At 58.0% G+C, this 14,875-nt stretch carries 10 protein-coding genes; 7 read left to right on the top strand and 3 right to left on the bottom strand.

Going from position 1 to position 14,875, the window contains the following annotated elements; genetic code table 11:
- Nucleotides 1-193 precede the first annotated feature (193 nt).
- The 3 genes from ACTJKV_RS16025 to ACTJKV_RS16015 all read left to right on the top strand — a co-directional run bounded on the left by ACTJKV_RS16025 (nucleotide 194) and on the right by ACTJKV_RS16015 (nucleotide 3,930).
- Complete coding sequence (locus ACTJKV_RS16025; RefSeq protein ID WP_425532530.1) at nucleotides 194-1,234, top strand: D-alanyl-D-alanine carboxypeptidase family protein; 1,041 nt, start codon at nucleotides 194-196, stop codon at nucleotides 1,232-1,234.
- A 112-nt stretch (nucleotides 1,235-1,346) separates the two neighbouring features.
- Complete coding sequence (locus tag ACTJKV_RS16020) at nucleotides 1,347-2,477, top strand: CobW family GTP-binding protein (protein ID WP_440599073.1); 1,131 nt, start codon at nucleotides 1,347-1,349, stop codon at nucleotides 2,475-2,477.
- 160 nt (nucleotides 2,478-2,637) lie between these two features.
- Nucleotides 2,638-3,930, top strand: a complete 1,293-nt coding sequence (locus ACTJKV_RS16015) for a diguanylate cyclase (RefSeq protein ID WP_440599072.1) — start codon at nucleotides 2,638-2,640, stop codon at nucleotides 3,928-3,930.
- 149 nt (nucleotides 3,931-4,079) lie between these two features.
- On the opposite strand, the gene ACTJKV_RS16010 is transcribed toward ACTJKV_RS16015, so the two are convergent.
- The 3 genes from ACTJKV_RS16010 to ACTJKV_RS16000 form a co-directional block, all read right to left on the bottom strand.
- Complete coding sequence (locus ACTJKV_RS16010; protein ID WP_440599071.1) at nucleotides 4,080-6,089, bottom strand: hypothetical protein; 2,010 nt, start codon at nucleotides 6,087-6,089, stop codon at nucleotides 4,080-4,082.
- 131 nt (nucleotides 6,090-6,220) lie between these two features.
- Nucleotides 6,221-8,350, bottom strand: a complete 2,130-nt coding sequence (locus ACTJKV_RS16005; RefSeq protein WP_440599070.1) for a sensor histidine kinase — start codon at nucleotides 8,348-8,350, stop codon at nucleotides 6,221-6,223.
- The gene (locus ACTJKV_RS16000; protein WP_062599891.1) at nucleotides 8,347-9,093 is read right to left on the bottom strand and encodes a response regulator transcription factor; all 747 of its coding nucleotides are present in this window, start codon (nucleotides 9,091-9,093) and stop codon (nucleotides 8,347-8,349) included. Before ACTJKV_RS16000 ends, ACTJKV_RS16005 begins: the two co-directional genes overlap by 4 nt.
- A 215-nt stretch (nucleotides 9,094-9,308) precedes the next feature.
- Between ACTJKV_RS16000 and ACTJKV_RS15995 the strand changes: the two genes are divergently transcribed.
- The 4 genes from ACTJKV_RS15995 (at nucleotide 9,309) to ACTJKV_RS15980 (ending at nucleotide 14,845) form a co-directional block, all read left to right on the top strand.
- A complete protein-coding gene (locus ACTJKV_RS15995) occupies nucleotides 9,309-10,337 on the top strand; it encodes an ABC transporter substrate-binding protein (protein WP_113272752.1) in 1,029 nt (342 codons plus the stop codon).
- Nucleotides 10,338-10,435: 98 nt separating this feature from the next.
- Complete coding sequence (locus ACTJKV_RS15990) at nucleotides 10,436-11,461, top strand: ABC transporter substrate-binding protein (RefSeq protein WP_440599069.1); 1,026 nt, start codon at nucleotides 10,436-10,438, stop codon at nucleotides 11,459-11,461.
- Between the two features lie 94 nt (nucleotides 11,462-11,555).
- Nucleotides 11,556-13,787: an ABC transporter permease gene (locus ACTJKV_RS15985; protein WP_440599068.1), complete on the top strand. Its 2,232-nt coding sequence runs from the start codon at nucleotides 11,556-11,558 to the stop codon at nucleotides 13,785-13,787.
- Nucleotides 13,784-14,845, top strand: coding sequence for an ABC transporter ATP-binding protein (locus tag ACTJKV_RS15980; RefSeq protein WP_312804454.1), 1,062 nt, complete (start codon nucleotides 13,784-13,786; stop codon nucleotides 14,843-14,845). The genes ACTJKV_RS15985 and ACTJKV_RS15980 overlap by 4 nt, the downstream gene beginning before the upstream one ends.
- The last annotated feature ends 30 nt before the right edge of the window (nucleotides 14,846-14,875 follow it).

The raw sequence follows: 14,875 nt of genomic DNA, 5'->3' as shown, positions 1-14,875 counted from the left end.
CGGCTTGCCCCGATATTGCGCCGCATAATTGACGCAATCAATCTAGTTTGCCATTGCTAGGCCATATATGGTGACTATTGCCAATCCCGCAAAGAAGACGGGAATTTGAGGACAGGCCTTGCAAGACGATCGCAGAACACGCCGCGCCGCCGGGCGACTTTCGAAAACTGTTGCCGCTGTGGCCGCCAGCATAATGGCGCTGACATCGGTTGCTGCGGCCAATCCCAAGATGGTGGTCGATGTCAAGACAGGTAGGGTGATCGCGCATCAGGAGGCCTTCCGCAAATGGTATCCGGCATCGCTGACAAAATTGATGACGGCCTATATCGCCTTCAGCGCCATGAAGTCCGGAAAGCTCAGCCCCGATACGCCTGTCGTCTTCAGCAAACACGCCTCCGATCAGCCAGCCAGCAAGATGTATTTCAAGCCGGGCTCCAAGCTTACGCTCGATAGCGCGCTGAAGCTGCTGTTGATCAAGTCGGCTAACGATGTGGCTGTGGCGATTGCCGAAACCATCGGCGGTACCGAAGGCAATTTTGTCGCGCAAATGAACGCGCAAGCCGCGCGTCTGGGCATGTCGTCGACGCATTTCATCAATCCGAACGGCCTTCCCGGCGCTGGACAATACACGACCGCGCGCGATCTGGCGCTGCTCGCGCTCATCATCAAGCGTGAGTTCCCGGACTATGCCAGCTACTTCTCTCTCGAGGGTGTGACCACGGGCAAGAAGAACTACGCCAATTACAACATGCTGGTCGGCCGCTTCGAGGGAGCCGATGGCATGAAGACGGGTTTCATCTGTGCCTCCGGTTTCAACCAGGTGTCCTCTGCAAAGCGGGACGGACGGCAGGTTATTTCCGTGGTTCTCGGCTCCGACAGCCTTGCCGGGCGCACCGATGAATCCGCCGAGCTGTTGCAGCTTGGGCTGACGTCGCCAGCTGGCCAGGGGGTATCGCTTGCCTCTCTGGCACCCTATGGCGATACGCTTGCGGTGAATGATATCAGCAAGGAAATCTGCAATCCCAAGGCCGCCAAGGTGCGCAGCGAAAGCCGCGACGAGGCTGGCCGCATGATCATCAAGTCGCCCTATGTTCGCGAGATGACGCGCCCGCCGGTCTACTCCTTCGCAGGCCTTATACCCGGCACGGAACCCGTGGCGGTGGCGGAGACCAAGGGCAAGGGCGGAAGCGAAATGGCCAATGTGCCGATCCCCATCCCGCGTCCGGCTTTCTGACGCTTTGCATCTGCGGAGAAGTGGCAAATCCGTTGAGACGCGTTGCGGCTTTCCCAACCCGCGTTAGATGCTATAAGCGGTCTATTGTAACATTGTAACGAAAAGGTGCCTTATGGCATTCGAACGGATTCCCGTGTCCATTCTCACCGGCTTTCTTGGCGCCGGCAAATCGACCCTGCTCAATCGGCTGTTGAAAGATCCGGACATGGCCGATGCAGCGATCATCATCAACGAGTTCGGTGATGTGAGTATCGATCACCTGCTCGTGGAGCGTTCGGGCGATGGCATCATTGAGCTTGCCGAAGGCTGCCTATGCTGCACGGTGCGCGGCGAATTGGTGGATACGCTGGCCGAGTTGATGGATGGCATCCAGACGGGACGTTTGAAGCCCGTAAAGCGCGTGGTGATCGAAACAACGGGGCTTGCCGATCCTGCACCCGTCATGCAGTCGATCATGGGTAATCCTGTCATTGCGCAGAACTTCATGTTGAACGGCGTCATCACGGTTGTCGACGCGGTCAACGGTGCCTCGACGCTTGATCATCATGAGGAAGCCTTAAAGCAGGTGGCCGTTGCCGACCGGCTGGTGCTGACGAAACGGAAGCTCGCCTCTGCAGACGCCGTCGCCGCACTTGCTTCCCGCATCGGTCATCTCAATCCCCGTGCTGCGGTTGAGGATGGCGATCAGGAGACCTGGAGCGCCGCCGTTCTTCTGGACAACGGTCTTTATGATTTTGCCAGCAAAAGCGCGGACGTCAGCCGTTGGCTGGGTGAAGAAGCCGCGCATGACAAAGATCATCACCATGGCGATCATCATCACCACGACCACGACCACCATCATCACCATCACGATGTGAACCGGCACAACGCATCGATCCGGTCTTTCTCCATCATGCATGATCGCCCCATCGATCCGATGGCGATTGAGATGTTTGTGGATTTGCTGCGCTCGGCTCATGGGGAAAAGCTTTTGCGCATGAAGGCGATCGTTGCGCTCTCAGACAATTTAGATCGACCGCTCGTTCTGCATGGCGTGCAGTCCATCTTCCATCCGCCACAGCGCTTGCAAGCCTGGCCCGACCCTCAAGATCGCCGCACCCGCATGGTTCTCATCACTAAGGATTTGAGCGAGGATTTCGTCAAGGATTTGTTCGCGGCCTTTACCGGGACAGCGACGATCGACAGGCCGGATCGGCAGGCGATGACGGACAATCCTCTCGCTGTGCCGGGTCTGACGTTCTAGCGCAACAAGCGGCATTCCAACGAAGATGCCGCGCGCTGCGCGTCGTTAAGTCGTTCGTCCCAGGAATGCGATGAGACTAGACCATGATTTCTTGTGCTTGAATCAATTACATTCGTGCCTACTAATTAATAGGCAGTGTACTTGGTTTTAGGAGAAGATTTTGCATAGAGGAGCGCAGTGGCTGAGAGAAAATGCGCAAGCCCGCTTAGCGCTTTTTGACTTTGCTTTCGAACATGCCCCTGTCGGCATCGTGTTCCACGATGTCGCCGGTCGCATTCGCCGGGCGAACCAGGCCTTCTCGAGACTTGTCGGAATTCCCCTCGATACGCTTCAGGGCATGTCATTCAAGAAGTTTGCCCATCCTGACGATCTCGACAGGGACGAGACGCTCTTCAATGCCGTTATTGAGGGTACACGCGATGGCTACTCCATCGAGAAGCGGTATATCAATCACCAGGGCGCTATCGTTCATGTGGTGATCCATCTGACAGCAATGCGGGATGCGGTGGGAAATATCGTGCAGTTGCTGTCACAAGTGCAGGATATCTCCGCGCAGAAGGAGAGCGAGCGCCAACTCGCGGAGAAGGCGGCGCAACTCGAGCTGGCCATGGAAGCCGTGCGTGGAGGGTTCTGGCACATGGATGTGGCGGCCGGACGCTTCGAGACCTCCGAACGGCTGGCGCAGTTTATTGGTGGACCGGACGCTGGGCGGCTCGATCTGGAACTTTATCTGGCGCGGGTCAATCCCAGCGACATGGCCTCCGCTGATCTCACGCCTCTGCTTTTGGGCGAAGTCGATCACTCCTGTGCCGAGTATCGGTTGAACACCGTGTTCGGCGAGAGATGGATGCGCTGCGACCGTCGTCTCCTTCGCAACCCGGATGGAACTCCGCGCCGGATCGTCGGGGTCGCTATCGATTTCACTGACGAGCATATGCGTCTCAAGGAATTCGAGCGTCGTTCGGAAACCGACGCTCTGACCGGCCTTCTCAACCGGCGTGGTCTTGCCATGCGCTATCCGCTGTTGCCATCATCTTCTGGATGGACGGTGTTGCTGATGGACCTCGATGGCTTCAAGACCGTGAATGACGTTCACGGTCACTCCGCCGGCGACAAGGTGCTGCTGGAGACAGCCAGACGTCTGGAGCAGGACGTCCGCGCCGAAGATCTGGTCTGTCGAACAGGCGGCGACGAGTTCGTGATCGTCGTTGCGGGCGATCTTAGCGTTGCGGATCAGGTCGCAGCCCGCATTGTTGAAGGCATGCGCGCACCCATCGCTGTTGGCGCAACAACTGTCGAGGTTCGTGCCACCATCGGCGGGGTCTGGATACCTGCCAAGACATCGCTCGACGAGCTTCTGGCCGATGCCGATGCCTTGCTTTACAAGGCGAAAGCTGCCGGGAAGGACCGGTGGCACCTGCAAGCCAAAAATGTACCAGCCGCTGCGCACTGATATGCCGGGTCGACAACTGGCCATGGTTCGATTGACCGAGGTCTGCGTGTCTTACAACGCCCTTTGGTAAAGCACTATGCATAGATTAAAAAAGGTAAGGCGCCGTGCGTCCATTAGGACGCACGGCGCTTTAATGGTTCGCGTTCCGATTATTCAGCCGCAGCCTGAATATCGACCTTGTCGAGGAGAATGAGCGGATCCTGCGATGCGGCCGCGAGATCGAAGATCCCAAGTCCATTCGGGTTCTTCGCCTTGACGGTGACGGTGAGGGTGCCTGGCTTGAGGGCGAAGGCGGCAAGTGCATCGGTCGCGCCTCTCAACTGTGGCCGCTCGGCGGCGAGTTGCTGCATCAGGAAGCTTGCGCCCAGCGTCAACGTCGTGCGCGCTTGTGCTTCGCTGATATTATTCTGCAAAGCGTAGAGCTTGGTCAGGAGTGCTACCCCACCTTCATCCTTCCAGGTGAACTTGATCTCACGACCCATCACGCTGAAAAGCGCCGCGTAAGCATTGGCGACGTCGAACGAGAAGAACTCTTTGGTGATCCCGCTCAACAGGCCTGAGAGTTCGATTCGGCCAAAATCCTTGCCGCTTACAGAGATTTGGCGAATTGCCAGGCTGCTGTTTTTTTCATCCCATGCGCTTGAGAGCGCGTAGGAGAGTGTCAATTCCTTCAAGCCGAGAGCGCGTGCCTCGGCAAATTCAGAGGAACCCTCCGGGACTGGGATAACGAGATCTTCCATCTTGTTTTCGAAATCGGTCGGAATGCCGTTAACCGGATTCTTCAGCACCGTTTCAAAGTTCTTGAGCGCGAACTTGATGCGCTCAGGCTTGCCGGTCGCGGGTTCGTCGGTCTTTTCCGGCGCCGAGGTGTCGAAGTCTAGGCCGCTGATGCGGAAGCGTTCGAAGCTCGGCAGGAACTGTCTGTAGGGGAAAGTCGCAAGCTCGTCTGGCTCCAGGGCAGCGGCTTTGGAAAGTCCCTCTGCGGGTAAGGTCCAATCAAATGCCTTGATGCTCGCCTCTTCCATCGAGACCTTGTCTTCACCGTTGGCGATGGACAGGCCGTGCAGGCCGAAGTCTGTCTTGTAGCCCTCGATCTGCATTTCAATGCGATCGATGGTGGCGATCGACCGTTTATCTTGCGTCCCTGAAACCTTTTCGGGAGCATCGATTTTGAGGCCGATCAACTGGATGTTGCTCTTTCCAATCATACCGAAGATCGAGAGGACCTTGCCGAAATATGCCTGGCGTTGCTCAGATGTCAGATCGTCGATGTTTTGGACGGCAGTGATTGCTGCAAGCGTTTCGACAAGTGGTTGAGCGGGCATTTTGGCGCTGAAGCCGTCGCTGCGCAGTTCCTCATAACTAAATCCACCCGACTGATCGGACATGGACAGCTTGCGCACGGAAAGAGGGCCATAGACCTGCTTGGCCTCCTTGTCGTCCGGACCGGCCGTTTCCGTATAGAGCCTCGCCGCGTAGGCAACGTCGACATCCTGGCCTTTGATCTCGCCGGTCGACATCGTCATTGGTTTCGGTTGAGACGCGCCGTTGCCGCCGCTTGCAGCAATGGTGGCATCGATATTTGTCTTGTCGATCGTGTATTGGGCGATCCGACCATGGGCAATATCCGACATGGCCGCGTTTGTATAAACGATCTTCTGCTGCACGCTCCCTACGGATTGCGAGACCGTCATAACAGGTATGGAGATGCGCTTTGCCGACAGGCGTTCGATGCGCTTGGAGAGCGAGATGTCAGCATCTTTCCCTTCTGCTTCCGACGAAGCAGGTCGTTCGATCTCGGCATTCTCGATGCGGGCATTGGGAATGGCGATATTGGTTTTCGCCACCTCCATGGAGATGTTCTTAAGCTCCAACACGCCGTCGGCAAAGGGGAGTTTCGGGCGTCCGTCAACCGAGGCGACGCTGATTTTCTCGCCTGTCTTCAAGGGCAACGTCAGCTCTTTGATGTGAACCTGTCCCAGAAAATCGACATCGACCGAAGCCGCGGTTGCACCTCTTTCGGCAATGAGTTTTTCGACCTGCTTCTGGTAGTATACCTTCGCCCCGATCGCGCCTGCGCCAATGATGACGATTATCGCCGTTGCGGCCAAAAGGGCCTTCTTCGCTCCGCTGCCGGTCTTGGTGTTTTCCTGTTCCACGATGCCTGTCCTCTCCGGCGCAAATTACGATCCAGGACTTCTTAGGCACGGCAAAGTAGCGAGGCAAGGGGACAATCGCCGACCGGCACAACATATTGCAGGGTTCTTCGCGTCTTCGGCGAATCAGCAAATCAGAACGTCGAATTACCGCCTTGCTCATCGCCACGGGTCGGAAATGTCAGTGCAACACGGACACCTTGCTCAGGCTTTGACGTGATCTTTGCATCGCCGCCGCTCTGGCGCATGAAGCCATAAACCATGGCAAGGCCAAGGCCCGTGCCGCCCTGCTGGGCGCGCGTGGTGAAGTAAGGTTCGAAAGCCCTGTCTATCGCGTCCTGATCCATACCGTGCCCGTTGTCTTCAACCGACACTTCCACCTCTTGCTCCAGCAGCCGTGCCGAAATGAGGATCGACCCACCAGTCGGTAAAGCGGCTGCGGCGTTGAGGCAGAGGTTGAGAATGGATTGTTCGAACAGGGCGGCATCCAGTGCGAGCCTGGGCAAACCGTCTTCAATTTCAAGCGCAATCTCGTTGTTAGGCCCGACCGCAATCTCGAGCACATCCATCATTGCGCGCAAAAGCGCGCCGATGTCGATGGAGGCTGGGTGAATGGGTTGCTGACTGCCAATCGAGAGCATGCTGCTGGCAAGTTCGCGCCCGCGATTTGCCGCCTTGCGAATCCGATTGATGTTGCGCTGCTGGCGCTCGCTAAACCCCGTCTCGCGCTCCAGAAGTCCAAGACTTCCCGTGATGATGCCGATCATGTTGCCGACCTCGTGGCTCAGTTGATGGGTCATGCGCATGATGCCATCGAGCCTTTGGGCTTTCGCCGCTTCTGCCTCCTGTCGATCAAACGCTGTGACATCGCGCGCCAGGATGACAATGCCGCCATCTGGCTGGCGTGAAATGGCAATTTCCGTGACCTGCTGATCATCGGTGCGATGACGCAGGGTGATCCGATTTGCAAGCGTTCCAGGGGCTCCGTCACGCGGTAATAATTCGGGGTCTATCGCAGGGATCGTGTCGATGAACTTGCGCAGGGACAGCTTTCTTGACGATCCACCCCGTCTGCCGACAAGCTCGATGACCCGCCTGTTCATGGTGATGGGATGGCCTGTCGCGTCGAAGAGCGCGATTCCCTCGTTCATGGTCCGGAACGTCGAGCGGATCGTTCTCGCTGCCGCTTCGGCCGTGCGGCGCAGACGCGAGACTCGATCGACGCTGTCCTTGAAAGCGTGGAATGCATCCGACAGACGCACAAGCTCGGTTTCCGAGCCTCTATAGGCGGGAAGGGTGACATCCTGCTCACCCTTGGCAAGCGAGTTCATGCCGGTGGACAGTGCCGTGATGCCGCTCGATACCCGCATGACAGAGCGGATCGACAGGGTGGAGAGAATGACGACGATGAAAAAAGCAATCGCGACCATGACAATCAGTCGCGTCAGTGCGGCCGAAGCTGAATTAAGTCCGTTGGTCAGCCTCTCGGCGACCGCTCCGCTTTGCGTTTCCGTCGTGTGAGACAGGGTGCGGGACACAGTGTGGAGTTTCGACACGGACGACTGGATGGAAAACATTTCCAGAAGATACTGCGTCTGCGCGTCGAACACGCTCTTGTAAAGCGCAAGCCCTTCTTTGCCGACCTGCGGAGCCGCTGCCGGGTCATTCAAGAAATAGCCGGTCTCTGCGGTGAAGCGGCGCTGTAGTTCGCCCAGTTGGAACAGGCTCGCAGAATTGGCGGCGGCCTGGACAAGAGCATTGAGACGCTGGCGAAGCGCATCTTGGTTTACCGTCTGCTGGGTCGCAATCTGGCCAAGCGCTGCAGCTGCCTCCGCCTTGTGTTGTTGTGCCGCGTCTGCATCCGCTGCAAGCGACATGGTTTGCTGACGAATGGACTGCAGAAGGCTGACGATATCATCATTGGGAAGAGCGTTCTGGCTGTCTCCGTGCTTGTACTGCGCGATCGTCTGAAGAAGCCCATCGACTTGTGCCACGACCGCTCGGCTCTCGCTGGAGACCCGGTATGGAGACGTGGCGTTCATCAGCAGAGGCGCGCTGGACACCAGATCGGCCACCTGGCGGGAGACGAGGGACGCCCGGGCGAGGCTAGAAAAGGCCTGCAGGCTATAGGCCGCCATCTCCGTCTTCGCCTTATGCAAACCGTAGATCGCAACTGACGAGAGAATGAAGACCGACGAACAGATGAACACGATGGCGAAGGGCAGCCGAAACGCGATGGACTGGAGGAAGCGCCGCTCGATCACAATGGTGGCTCTGCTGCTTCGGTGTGCAGGACATATCCCTTGCCCCTGCGTGTCTGGATATGCTGCGGCAGGTCTGGATTGCGCTCGATCTTCCGGCGCAGGCGCAAGACCAGCACATCGACATTGCGATCGATGAAGCGATCACTCTCCGCACCGAGGCGATCGAGGATCTGGGACCGGCTGACCGGTTTGTTCGGTGTCTGCGCCAATATTTCCAGGAGAGCAAACTCGGCGCTGGTCAGCGTCTTGCTGCGATCGGCAAGGCAGAGAGCGCGTCGCGCGGACAGATCGACCGCCCAGTCACCAAGCCGCAAAGAACTCGCCTCATGCTCGCGCTCCGGCTCCTTCTCTACCTTGAGCGATGGCGCGATGCGGCGAAGGACCGCCTTGATGCGAGCCGTCAGTTCGATCGGCTCGAAGGGTTTTACGACATAGTCGTCGGCCGCTGTTTCCAGCCCCAGGACACGTTCGGTGGCACTGCCGGCGGCCGTGACCATCAGGATGCCGACATTGAGCCCGAGGTTCGTGCGGATGCGTTGAGCAAATGTCCTTCCGGAGATCCCGGGCAAATTGTGGTCGAGCAGAACGATATGGAACTGGTCGCGCCCTAAAATCGCGGTAGCGTCTTCGGCAGAATGGACGACCGTCGGTGACCAGCCCTCGGCTTCGACAAGATCCGCAATCAATTCTGCCATATCCGGATCGTCCTCGACGATCAGAATCTTGATCCTCTGGTTTTGCAAAATCAAGTCCTCCCAGCATCGATCATAGGCAAGAGCGCGGGATTATTCAAAAGGTCGATGATGACCGGCTTTGTCAGATTTGTAACATTCGTAACGGAATGTCCTTGCATGATCCAACTGCTGAAAAATCGGTAACCATTCAGCGATTGCGCAAGCGGTCGGTTCTGGCATTCTCTGCGGCAAGAATGGAACGGGGAGGTTCCAGGGAGGATCGATTGAAATCACTGCTTGCGGCATTGAGCGCCGGGCTGATCCTGTGGGTTGGCGGCGCGGCCTTTGCACAGGACGGCGGGAAGCTAAGCGTGCTCTGCGCGGCGGACGAAGCCTGGTGTGGGGCAATGCAACGCGCCTACGAGCTGAAAAGTGGCGTCCAGACCGTGATGGTGCGCAAGAGCACGGGTGAAGTTCTCGATCAGATCAGACGAGAAAAGAATGCACCAACCGTTGATGTCTGGTGGGGCGGCACCGGCGACACGCATCTGCAGGCGGCGTCCGAAGATTTGCTAGAGGCCTACGCTTCCGTACATGAAACCGAGGTTCTTCCCTGGGCTCAGAATTTCTTTGCCATGTCGGGTGGGCAGGCGGCGGGGATTTACGCCGGTGCGCTCGGCTTTGCCTACAATAGCGAGCTTCTGCAGAAGCAAGGCCTTCCGGCGCCAACGTGCTGGAAGGATCTGATTAGCGAGGCCTATCGCGGTAAGATCGTCACGCCCAATCCCAACTATTCGGGTACGGCCTTCACGATGCTTGCGACACTCGTGCAACTCTTCGGTGAGGACGAGGCATTCAGCTACATGACGGCGCTTAATCGCAATGTCACCGATTATACCAGAGCAGGTTCCGCACCGGTAAAGGCTGCCGCTCGTGGAGAAGCCCTGATCGGGATATCCTTCATGCACGATGCGGTGACGCAGAAGGAGGCGGGCGCGCCGCTTGTCATCGTCGCCCCTTGCGAGGGCACAGGATACGAGATCGGCGCGGTCAGCATCATTCGTGGCGCGAAGAACAGGGACGAGGCAAGGCATTTCGTGGATTTTGCACTGAGCCCAGAAGGGCAGGCGACAGGTGCTGCTGCCGGGCAGAACCAGGTCCCTTCCAACGCGAAGGCCGTCCTGCCACCGGGAGCACCCGACCTCTCGCTTATCAAGATGGTCGATTATGATTTTGCAACATTTGGCAATCCAGAGGAAAGAGGCAGACTTCTTCTAAGGTTCGATACGGAAGTCCATCCGCCTAGCCAGTAAGCGAGCAACCTTGAACGGGACAGACGGCAGCGACGGCATGCCGAATGGCGAAGCCATGTCCTGAGATCAGCATTCAGACGCACATCATGGAGGAAAACATGCGACTGACACTTATTTCCAGCCTGCTTCTGGCAGGTACAACTTTGATGAGCTTACCCGCCCATGCGGCCGGTGACCTCAACCTCATCTGCGCTGCAGATGTGGTCATCTGCGAACAAATGAAGGGCGACTTCGAAAAGAGCCACGACATCAAGGTCAACATGGTGCGCATGTCGTCCGGCGAGGCATACGCCAAGATCCGCGCAGAGGCGCGCAATCCGAAGACCGATGTCTGGTGGGCTGGTACCGGCGATCCGCACCTGCAGGCAGCATCTGAAAACCTGACGCTCGAATACAAATCCAAGATGTTGGACCAGCTGCAGGATTGGGCAAAGAACCAGGCAGAGAGCGCCGGCTACAAGACGGTTGGCGTCTATGCCGGTGCTCTCGGCTGGGGCTACAATACCGACATCTTCAAGAAGAAGGGTTTCAAGGAGCCGAAGTGCTGGGCAGACCTGCTTGATCCAGAGTTGAAGGGCGAAATCCAGATCGCCAATCCGAACTCGTCGGGAACGGCTTACACAGCACTCGCGTCGCTTGCGCAGATCATGGGAGAAGATCAGGCCTTCGATTATCTGAAGAAGCTTAACGTCAACATCTCCCAATATACCAAGTCAGGTTCGGCGCCCGTAAAGGCTGCCGCCCGTGGTGAGACAGCGCTCGGGATCGTCTTCATGCACGATGCCGTCGCGCAGACAGCGGAAGGCTTCCCTGTGAAGTCGGTCGCCCCTTGCGAAGGCACGGGTTACGAGATCGGCTCCATGTCGATCGTCAAGGGCGCGCGCAATATGGAAAACGCCAAGATCTGGTACGACTGGGCGCTGCAGGCCGATGTGCAGTCGCGGATGAAGGATGCCAAGTCGTTCCAGCTTCCATCCAACAAGAATGCTGAAATACCAAAAGAAGCTCCACGCTTTGAAGATATCAAGCTGATCAACTACGACTTCAAGACCTATGGCGACCCCGCAAAGCGCAAGGCCTTGCTGGAACGTTGGGACAAGGACGTCGGCGCAGCCGCCAACTGATAGCTCCCTCCTGCCGCCTTCGTCTTCAAGTCTTCTACTGGTTGAGGGATGAAGGCGGCCCCTTTCCGATACACTCAAATTTGTGAGGTTGACCATGACACATGGCAATCGCCGGCTGGACATTGTTCTGGCCGTGGGACTAGCGGCCCTTGTGCTTGTTCCCTGGTACCGCATTGAAGGCGGTTTCTACGGCCTCGGCTGGCTGGCGGAATTCCCGCTGTCCAAGGCGGTCGCTCCCGGCATTCTTCAGATGGTGTCGGAAGGTCGCGTCTGGCTGTTCGGCGTTCTTGGGTTTTTCCTCCTGGGGGTGACAGCACGGATCGTACCGGACACCGAAAAGCGTGGCGCCTTGCTGGTGATCGCGGGCAGCCTCGGTCTTGGGTTCCTCGTCCTTCAGGGACTGGCAATCGGGTTTTCCGGCTGGACTTGGCAGGCGACAGAAGGTCTCTTTGGCCCCTTGGCGGATGGTCAGCCCTCTATGGGTGCAGGCGCGGTGACAATGGCTTTCGTCTTTGTCCTTTTCATTTCCTTCGGGCTTGCCGAACGGGGCTTCATGAAGGGCGATGCCTTTATCGTCTCATGCATCTCGCTGCTGATTTTTCTTGTGAGCGTCTTCGTCTTTTATCCGATCGGCAGCATGATGGTCGGGGCGCTTCAGGACTTCGACGGTTCCTTCAATCCTGACGGCTTCATCCGCAACATGCGCGATCCAGGCATCTGGAGCCTTGACTGTGTCATGGGCGGTGGCCGTTGCGGCGTGGCATGGAGAACTCTGTTTCTGGCGATCATGACGGCAGCAGGTTCCACCATCCTCGGTCTTGCCTTCGCACTGGTGGCGACAAGAACACGCTTTCCTTTCAAGACGGGTTTGCGTTTGTTGACGGTGCTGCCGATTATCACGCCTCCATTCGTGATCGGCCTCGCACTCACGCTGCTTTTCGGGCGCGCGGGTGTCGTGACCGAATTCATGTCTGGCGTCTTTGGCGTCGAACCGGGTCGTTGGCTCTATGGTCTTCCGGGTATCTGGATCGCCCAGGTTCTCTCGTTCACGCCCATCTCCTTCCTCGTCCTCATCGGCGTTGTCGAAGGGGTGAGCCCTTCCATGGAAGAGGCATCTCAGACGCTTCGTGCCGACCGCTGGCGGACCTTCTGGCGCGTATCCCTGCCGCTGATGAAGCCTGGCCTCGCAAACGCGTTCCTGATCGGCTTCATCGAAAGTATGGCCGACTTCGGCAACCCGCTGGTGCTGGGTGGAAGCCATGGCGTTCTCTCGACCGAAATCTTTTTTGCAGTGGTTGGTTCTCAGAACGACCCTTCGCGAGCGGCCGTGCTCGCTATCGTCCTGCTTTGTTTCACGCTCTCTGCCTTTATTGCGCAGCGCTTCTGGCTGGCGGGAAAGAACTTTGCCACGGTGACGGGCAAAGGAGACAGCGGCGCGCATATCGCGCTGCCGAAGTCGATGTCCATTGCAGTCCACGCGCTGGTGGTTCCGTGGATGATCTTTACCGTCGTCGTCTATGGCATGATCCTTGTCGGTGGGTTTGTGAAGACCTGGGGCTTGGACAACACTCTGACGATCGATCACTACGTTCGTGCCTTCTCCGTCAGCATCAGCAACGGCTCCATCGCCTGGACCGGCGTTGCCTGGAACTCCTTCTGGACGACGATGGAAATCGCGCTTATTGCTGCACCCCTGACGGCGGCCGTCGGCTTGCTTACCGCTTACATCATCGTCAGGCAGAAATTTGCCGGGCGCAATCTCTTCGAATTCGCGTTGATGATGAGCTTTGCCATTCCGGGCACAGTCATCGGCGTCAGCTACATCATGGCATTCAACCTGCCTCCGCTTGAAATGACGGGCTCGGCCCTCATCCTGATCCTGTGCTTCGTGTTCCGCAACATGCCGGTTGGCGTACGCGGCGGCATCGCTGCCATGAGCCAGCTGGACAAGAGCCTGGATGAAGCCTCCATGACGCTGCGCGCAAACAGCTTCCGCACCATACGGCTGGTGGTGCTGCCGTTGCTTCGTCCGGCGATCCGCGCGGCACTCGTCTATTCCTTCGTGCGCGCCATCACGTCCATCAGTGCTGTGATCTTTCTCGTCAGCGCCCAGTACAACATGGCGACATCCTACATTGTCGGTCTCGTTGAAAATGGGGAATACGGCGTGGCGATCGCCTACTCGTCCATGCTGATCGTCGTCATGATCACCGTCATTGCCGGCTTCCAACTTGCCGTTGGGGAAAGACGCCTTCGCCCTGAAAACCGCGTTGCCGGCGTGCCCCTAGCTACATCCCCATCCAATCCTCAGGAGAAAGCCGCATGATTACCGTCAAACCCGGCTCAGTCGTTTTCCAGAATGTTCGCAAGACCTTCGGCGCGTTTACTGCCATACCGGATCTCTCCTTGACGATCGAGCCGGGCACGCTCGTGACGCTCCTCGGTCCATCCGGTTGCGGGAAGACGACGACCCTTCGAATGCTCGCTGGCCTCGAGCATCCGAACTCCGGCCGTATCCTGATCGGCGACAAGGATGTCACCATGCTACCCGCCAATGAGCGCGACGTGTCGATGGTGTTCCAGTCCTATGCGCTGTTTCCGCATATGAGTGCGCTGGACAATGTGGCCTACGGCCTTCGATCCTCCGGGCTAAAGAAGAACGAGGCGCGTGACAAGGCGGAGGAAGGGCTGCGCCTCGTCGGTCTCGCGGGCATGGGCCATCGTCTACCTGCCGAACTTTCCGGCGGGCAGCAGCAGCGCGTGGCAGTTGCGCGAGCCCTTGTGCTGGAGCCGCAGGTGCTCCTGCTCGACGAGCCCTTGTCGAACCTCGACGCACGTCTGCGCCGAAGGGTCCGCACCGACATTCGTGAACTGCAACAGCGCATCGGCTTTACGGCTGTCTACGTCACGCACGACCAGGATGAGGCGCTGGCGGTCTCCGATCGCATCATCGTCATGAAGGAGGGTGAGATTGCCCAATCGGGAGCACCGCGCGAGCTCTACGAAGCCCCGGCATCGTCCTTCATTGCGGACTTCATGGGCGAGGCAAATGTCGTGCCTTGCGAGGTCATCTCACAGTCGGGCGAGGAAGCGATCGTCCGGATCGGTAAGACGGAACATCGCATTCCAAGCAGGCATCCGCGCGCTGGCGCGGCGAAACTCGCCGTTCGTCCAGGGTCTATCCGGATCGGCGCGCCGGGCGAGGCCGGGATGCCGGGACGCGTGCTGCACACCGCCTATCTCGGCGGGCACCTGGAATACGAAGTCGAAACGGAAGTCGGCACGCTGTTCATCGTTGATCACGACATGAACCAGACTGTGAACGAGACCAGCGATGTCACACTCAGTTTTAAAAATCGTGGCATAGCGCTCATCGACGCGTGACCTAAGTGAATTCAATCAAGGACATTGGAA

The organism is Agrobacterium sp. 22117 (genome assembly GCF_052045735.1).
Taxonomy (GTDB): domain Bacteria; phylum Pseudomonadota; class Alphaproteobacteria; order Rhizobiales; family Rhizobiaceae; genus Agrobacterium; species Agrobacterium cavarae.
Note: the sequence above shows the minus strand (reverse complement) of the source record. Positions and strands in the feature narration are given on the sequence as shown.

Bases quoted from the DNA above. Each gene is read 5' to 3' on its own strand.
- ACTJKV_RS16025 (WP_425532530.1), top strand. From the start codon at position 194: ATGGCGCTGACATCGGTTGCTGCGGCCAATCCCAAGATGGTGGTCGAT.
- ACTJKV_RS16020 (WP_440599073.1), top strand. From the start codon at position 1,347: ATGGCATTCGAACGGATTCCCGTGTCCATTCTCACCGGCTTTCTTGGC.
- ACTJKV_RS15990 (WP_440599069.1), top strand. From the start codon at position 10,436: ATGCGACTGACACTTATTTCCAGCCTGCTTCTGGCAGGTACAACTTTG.
- ACTJKV_RS15985 (WP_440599068.1), top strand. From the start codon at position 11,556: ATGACACATGGCAATCGCCGGCTGGACATTGTTCTGGCCGTGGGACTA.
- ACTJKV_RS15980 (WP_312804454.1), top strand. From the start codon at position 13,784: ATGATTACCGTCAAACCCGGCTCAGTCGTTTTCCAGAATGTTCGCAAG.